Genomic DNA, 6,354 nt, shown 5'->3' with positions numbered 1-6,354 from the left:
TCACCGGCGCGGCGGGCTTCATGCTGGCCGGATGCGACCGCGTCGCCTCCTCGTCGCAGGGCCAGAAGGCATTCCAGGCCGCCAACGACATGAGCTACGTCGCGCAGCGCGCCTTGATGAGCGAAAAGGCGCTGGCGCCCGAGTTCGCGCCGTCCGAGATTTCGCCCGACTTCCGCGCCAACGGGTCGATCGATCCGAAGGCGCCGGAGTACAAGGCGCTGGTCAAGGACAAGTTCGCGACCTGGTCGATGGAGGTCGGCGGCCTCGTCGAACATCCGCGCACTTTCACGCTGGCCGACCTGAAGGCGATGCCGCCCCGCACCCAGATCACCCGGCACGACTGCGTCGAGGGCTGGAGCGCCATCGGCAAATGGAAGGGCCCGCCGCTCAGCGCGATCCTCGACCTCGTGGTCCCGAAGTCCGAAGCCCGCTTCGTCGTGTTCCATTGCTTCGACCAGCTCGGCGCCGACCAGAGCGAGGGCGAATCCGACGCTGACGCCGGCAGCCCGCTCGACGGCCCTCCGCCGAAATATTACGGCTCCATCGACATGACGGATGCGGCGCATCCGCAGACGATCCTCGCCTACGAGATGAACGACGGGCCGCTGCCGGTCGCCCACGGCGCGCCGTTGCGCCTGCGGCTGGAGCGCCAGCTCGGCTACAAGATGAACAAGTACATCAAGAGCATCGAACTGGTGGAGAGCTTCGAGCACATCGGCGGCGGCAAGGGCGGCTACTGGGAAGATCTCGGCTACGACTGGTACGCCGGGATCTGAACGGCGGGGAAAGCCCTTGCCGGCGACGACGGGCCACTCGATAAGGACGGGTGTCGCATCGGTGGGATCGCGGCCGACCCGGCTGGATCGATGACGCCCGAACGCCGCGCCTTTTTTCTTCGCATGCGTCAGTCGCGTCTGGCGCAGAACCAGTGGACCCGTCGCGTCATCTTCCTGGCTGGCGGGTTCTGCGTCGGCGGCGCCGCTGTGCTGATGGCGCTGATGGCCGACAAGGCGCAGGCGCTGTTTCGCGACCTGCTCGCGATCTCCCCCTATCTCGCCCTCGTCGTCACGCCGGCCGGCTTCGGCGTCGCCGTCTATCTCGCCCGCACCGTGTTCCCCAATTCGCAAGGGAGCGGCATCCCACAGGTGATCGCCGCGCGGCAGATCGACGACCCTGAAGCCAGGCTTGCCTTGGTGTCGCTACGCGTCGCCTTCGGCAAGGTCGTGGTGATGATGCTCGGCCTGCTCTGCGGCGCCTCGATCGGCCGCGAGGGTCCGACGGTCCAGGTCGGCGCCTCGATCATGGGCGCGATCGGCCGGCGCTCCACCGTCGTCTACCAGCAGGGCCTGCTGCTCGCCGGCGCCGCGGCAGGGATCGCCGCGGCCTTCAACACGCCGCTAGCCGGCATCGTCTTCGGCATCGAGGAGCTGAGCCGCTCCTTCGAATCCAAAACTAGCGGGCTAATCCTCGGCTGCATCATCGCCGCCGGCATCACCTCGCTCGGCATCCTCGGCGACTACACCTATTTCGGCTCGACGGCGGAGATCCTGCCGCTCGGGCGGGCTTGGCTGGTGGTGCCGCTGTGCGCCGTCCTCGGCGGCCTGTTCGGCGGCTTGTTCAGCAAGATCCTCATCATCGTGCTCACCGGCGGCCGCGAGCACGCCTATCGCCGCTTCATCAAGGGCCGCCCGATCGTGTTCGCGATGCTGTGCGGCCTCGGCGTCGCCTGCTGCGGCATGCTCGGCCACCACTCGTCCTACGGCACTGGCTACGAGGAGGCCCGCGGCATTCTCCATGGCACCAGCGACCTCACCCTCGCCTTCGCCCCCGCCAAATTCGTGGCAACGATCCTCTCGGCGATATCCGGCATTCCCGGCGGCATTTTCGCGCCGTCGCTTGCCATCGGCGCCGGCCTCGGCGCCGAGTTGCATGCGATCTTCCAAAGCGTCCCGCTCGGCGCCCTCGCCCTGATCGGCATGGCGTCCTATCTCGCCGGCGTGGTGCAGACGCCGATCACCTCCTTCGTCATCGTCTCGGAGATGACCCAGGACCACGCGATGGTCATCCCGCTGATGGTCGCCGCGCTGATCGCCGACGGCGTCTCCAAGCTCGTGTGCAAGGAGGGCCTCTATCACGCGCTGTCGAAGTCGTTCCTGCCGAAGGAGCCCGCATCACGCCTCGAAGCGCCGCTGCCGCCGCCGCGGGCCGCATGAGCGAGGACCCCGACGTTCCGTTCGACGTCGCCTTCGAGGCTCCGCCGGGGACGCTCGTCCGCCTCTCCCCGTTGGTCCGCCGCATCGTCGCGCCCAACCCCGGCCCGATGACGTTCAAGGGCACGTGCACCTATGTCGTCGGCCATGGCGCGGTCGCCGTCATCGATCCGGGCCCCGAGCTGCCCGAGCATATCGACGCACTCCTGCGCGGGCTCGGCACCGAACGGGTGGCGCAGATCCTCGTCACCCACACCCATCGCGACCATTCGCCGGCGGCCCGCCTGCTGCAGGCGGCGACGGGTGCGCCGGTCATCGGCTGCGGGCCCCACATCACTGCGCGTGCGCCGACCATGGCCGAAACGGCAGCCGTCCAGAGATCAAACGACCTCGACTACAAGCCGGACCGTATCCTCGCCGACGGCGAGATTTTTGACGGCGTCGGCTTCACGCTGCAGGCGGTGGCGACGCCCGGCCATACGATGAACCACCTCGCCTTCGCCCTGCCCGAGGAGGCGACGCTGTTTTCCGGCGATCACGTGATGGCCTGGTCGACCACCGTCATCGTCCCGCCGAGCGGCTCCATGGGGGCCTATCGCGCCTCGCTCGAAGGGCTACGCGGCCGCAGCGAGACGCTGTACTGGCCCGGCCACGGCGGCCCCGTGCGCGAGCCGCAGCGCTTCATCCGCGCCCTGCTGCAGCACCGCCGGCAGCGCGACGTGGCGATTTTCTCGCGGCTGCGCGCCGGCGATACGACGATCGCCGCCATCGTCGCCCGGATCTATGAGGGCCTCGACCCGCGGCTGACTCGGGCAGCGTCGTTGTCGGTGCAGGCGCATCTGGAGGAGATGATCGAAAAGGGATCCGTGATCGCCGACGGCCCACCGAGCCTGGACGCGGCATTCCGGCTCACCGATCCGGTGTCAGCTCACTTGTCGTCCGACGACTGATCGTCGAGGTCCGCGGCAAGAGCCTGGATGCGCGCGGCATTGCTGCCGGGCTCCTGCCACGGCGTGCGCGAGACCGAGCGGATATCGACGCGCGCCTGACCCGCGAGCGGCTTGATGCGGATCGTGACATCGGCGGGAAAGCCCATCACCAGCGTCTTGGCCACGGCGTCGATGCGGCCGACGCCGAAACGCCCGAGCGGCAAGGCGTCGTCGGTGATCCGCCAATGCCGGGCCGTGACGATCTTCAGGATCAAGGCGTGCGCATCCATCGCCTCGATATCGAGAACGATCGGCTGGATGTCGGGATAGAGCCGGCGTTGCAGATCCTTTTCCGCCTGCGACGGTTCGCCCGGCGTCTTGCCGCCGCGCACCGCCACCGCCTGCGGCGAGGTCGCAAAGCGGGGCGGTTCGGCAAGGTCGGTCGAGACATCGCGCAGGTGCGGGATGCGATTGGCCTGGATGACCATGAATCCGGGATAGGCGAGCACCACCGCCGCGATGAACAGCCCGCAGAGCAGACGCCCCGTCCCGCGATAGCCGGTGCGCCAGATCACCACCATCGCCGCCAGCGCGAAGAGAATGGCGGCCACCGCGATCAGCATCGTGCCGCCCTCGATCGCCATCGCGGCCGTCGGGTCGAGACCCGCCCGCGCCATGACCACGCCGATTAGAGCGACAGCCAGGGCGAACAGCGCAAAGCCGCGGCTCCACACGGCGGTGCGCGCCAAAGGCTCTTCCAGGATTATGCGGCGCATGGCGTGTGCTTCATCTCAACCGTGGTCACAGATCGCCTTCAAGGCGTCCCATTCCGTAGGGGATAGCAGATCCGGGCCCTCGGTGGCGGGCGGCGCGATCTGACCGATCGCCTGCGCGCGATCCGTCCCGACGGGATGATCCGCATACAGCCCCTCGAAGCCTTTACCGCCGTCGGCCAGCCGCAGCAGGATAACGCCGAGCGCGCTCGGCGGCCGGCCTAGGCTTTTCAGCAGTTCTGCCCCGTAGCGGTCGGCGGCAAACTCGATCCCGCGCCCGGTATAACCATGGATCAGGCCGTTGGTCTGCTTGGTGGCAAGGCCTGCCGCGGTGACGTCGCCGAAGGTCAGGCCGAGCAACACGGGCTCGAGCGTCATCGCCGTCAACCCGCGAAAGAAATCGCGGTGGGCCATGTGACCCATCTCATGGGCGATGATCCCGGCGAACTCGTCCGGGTTCTGGGCCTTTCGCAGAATGCCGTCGTAGACGACGATCAGGCCGCCCGCCAAGGTCAGCGCATTGTCGCTGGGGTCGCTGACCACCGTCACCTTCGGTTGGATCGTGACGCCGGAGGCCTGGTGCAGCGTCGTGACCAGGTGCTGCAGGGCGTCGAGCCCGGACGGCGCGGCGCAGCGCAGCGCCTTGGCCTGCGCCTCGAAGGCGGAGGCGAACAGCTGCCCCGACGCCATGTCGATCGTGTCCGGTGTCGCCTTGGCGACCCGGTCGCCGAGAAACGGGATCCCGACGAAGATCGCCAGCAGCAACAGCACCGCGACGAGCATCAGCGGCGCCACGATGCGCCGGAGAATCGTCGGCAGATGCGGATCGAACTCGTTGATCCAGCGGCAGCGCTCGAGGATCAGAACCTCGCTGTCGGCGTCCTTGATCTCGAGCCGCGACAGCTCGGGCGTCCCCACCGCGAGCAGGCGCAGGCCGTCGGGGTAGCGGTCGACCCGGCGGATCGCCGGATAGGGCCAGGCCGCGACGAACGCGCCGCCCTCGGTGATCTCCAGCGCATCGAGAAAGCGGATGGTCACGAGCCGCCGCGTGTTGGTGCGCCCATCGAAATAGAAGGCCGGGGCTTCGTGCGGCGTTTCCGGCATCACAATCCGCCGATCCGGAGCAGGCCGAGCAGCCCCTCACCCAGGGCGTTGGCCGGCGTGCCCTTGGCGTCGATGTCTTCGGCGGCGGCGAGATGTTTGAACGACAGCGTCGGCAGAACGACGCGCCACAGCGCGTAATCGAAGAAGAACCGGCTTACCGCGCCGAACGTCAGGACGATCACGATATAGCCGCCCGCGAGCAGCGCGAGCACGGCGTAGGGGTGATTGTCGTTGAGCGCGCCGAGCGCCGCCTCCATCGACGCGGTGTCGAGGATGGAGATCTTCGAGATCGTCAGGGCGACGAGGCCGGCGGTCACCCCGAGCACGGTCACGCAGAGCGCGGCGAAGGTGAAGACCACGCCGGCCTTCAGATACAGGCCGAACATCGCGCTGCGACTCAAGGCGCAGTGGGGCTCGACATCGCCGAAGCGAATGCCGTTGACCCACCAGCGCCAGGACTCGGCGTTGTAGAGAGCAAACAGGGTGAGCGCCACGAACGGCGACAACAGCACCGCGATCAGCGGGACGATATGCGACCGCGGGCCGAGGATCGCGGACAAGAGATCTTCATTCGAGGCGTCCGGCGACCAATCGAGCGTCGCCGCCGTGGTCATGGCAAGGTAGGCGAGGCAGCCGACCGGGATCATCATCACGATCCACATCCACGCGACACGCCGGAACAGCCCCGACCCCTCGCCGTCGAAACGGCCCGGCAGCACGCCGTAGCCGCTATGGCCAAGCTGGTAGCGCTCCAACGCCGCCACGCGCCAGGGCCAGGCCAGACCGAGCGTCAAGAGCACCACGGCATCCCAGAGGACGGCCCGGGCGGCAAAACCCAGCGCCGACCCGTCCATCCAGAACCGTGTTCCGCGCCAGAGCGTGCGCGACAGACGGTATCGTCGCGCCTGATAGGTCGCAACCTGGCGGAGAAAAAAGAACAACGGGATGGTGGCGTAGCGCAGCCAGGCGGCGTCGAGCAGCTGCGAGGGGCCGTAGATGCAGGCCGAGAGCGCGACCAGGATCGCGAAGGCGCCCAGAAAACCCGCGAAGAGCTCGTGCCCGTGCCCGGAATATTCCAGGCGCTCGCCTTCGAGCGAGGTGTGCGACCAGAGAAAGCGCCTGATATCGTTGGTCAGCCAGAAGCGGTACAGGCCGAGCGTCATCAGTTCGAGCACCGCCGCGCGCAGCAGCAGCGCGATGAAGTGGATGCCGTCGAGCCCGAACACGACGCGATCCGACTGCCGCGGCGCCACCGCATCCGGCCCAATGACGACGGCCGGCGGATCCATCTCGAAGGCATTGCTGTCGACGCTCACGCGATACCCACCTCGGCGACCC

The 6,354-nt window shown here is 68.0% G+C and carries 6 protein-coding genes; 3 read left to right on the top strand and 3 right to left on the bottom strand.

Translation table 11 applies throughout. The features are described from left to right. From GSQ79_RS00540 to GSQ79_RS00530, 3 genes are all read left to right on the top strand, one after another. A partial coding sequence (locus tag GSQ79_RS00540) for a molybdopterin-binding protein (RefSeq protein ID WP_210252971.1) occupies window positions 1-776 on the top strand: 776 nt, incomplete at its 5' end. Window positions 777-899: 123 nt separating this feature from the next. Further along, window positions 900-2,213: a chloride channel protein gene (locus tag GSQ79_RS00535; RefSeq protein ID WP_246725012.1), complete on the top strand. Its 1,314-nt coding sequence runs from the start codon at window positions 900-902 to the stop codon at window positions 2,211-2,213. Next, window positions 2,210-3,160, top strand: coding sequence for an MBL fold metallo-hydrolase (locus GSQ79_RS00530; RefSeq protein ID WP_158806787.1), 951 nt, complete (start codon window positions 2,210-2,212; stop codon window positions 3,158-3,160). The genes GSQ79_RS00535 and GSQ79_RS00530 overlap by 4 nt, the downstream gene beginning before the upstream one ends. Here GSQ79_RS00530 and GSQ79_RS00525 read toward each other — a convergent pair. The 3 genes from GSQ79_RS00525 to GSQ79_RS00515 are packed head-to-tail and all read right to left on the bottom strand — an operon-like array spanning window position 3,139 to window position 6,332. Continuing rightward, window positions 3,139-3,915, bottom strand: a complete 777-nt coding sequence (locus GSQ79_RS00525) for a DUF1499 domain-containing protein (protein WP_158806786.1) — start codon at window positions 3,913-3,915, stop codon at window positions 3,139-3,141. The genes GSQ79_RS00530 and GSQ79_RS00525 overlap by 22 nt on opposite strands. A gap of 15 nt (window positions 3,916-3,930) precedes the next feature. Then, window positions 3,931-5,016 (bottom strand): M48 family metallopeptidase, encoded by a 1,086-nt coding sequence (locus tag GSQ79_RS00520; protein ID WP_158806785.1) that lies wholly within the window; start codon window positions 5,014-5,016, stop codon window positions 3,931-3,933. After that, entirely contained in the window at window positions 5,016-6,332 is a 1,317-nt protein-coding gene (locus GSQ79_RS00515) for a DUF898 family protein (RefSeq protein ID WP_158806784.1), read from the bottom strand. Before GSQ79_RS00515 ends, GSQ79_RS00520 begins: the two co-directional genes overlap by 1 nt. Between the last annotated feature and the right edge of the window lie 22 nt (window positions 6,333-6,354).

This window comes from Beijerinckia sp. L45 (assembly GCF_009765775.1).
Classification (GTDB): domain Bacteria; phylum Pseudomonadota; class Alphaproteobacteria; order Rhizobiales; family Beijerinckiaceae; genus RH-AL1.
This window is presented reverse-complemented; position numbering and strand designations above follow the sequence as displayed.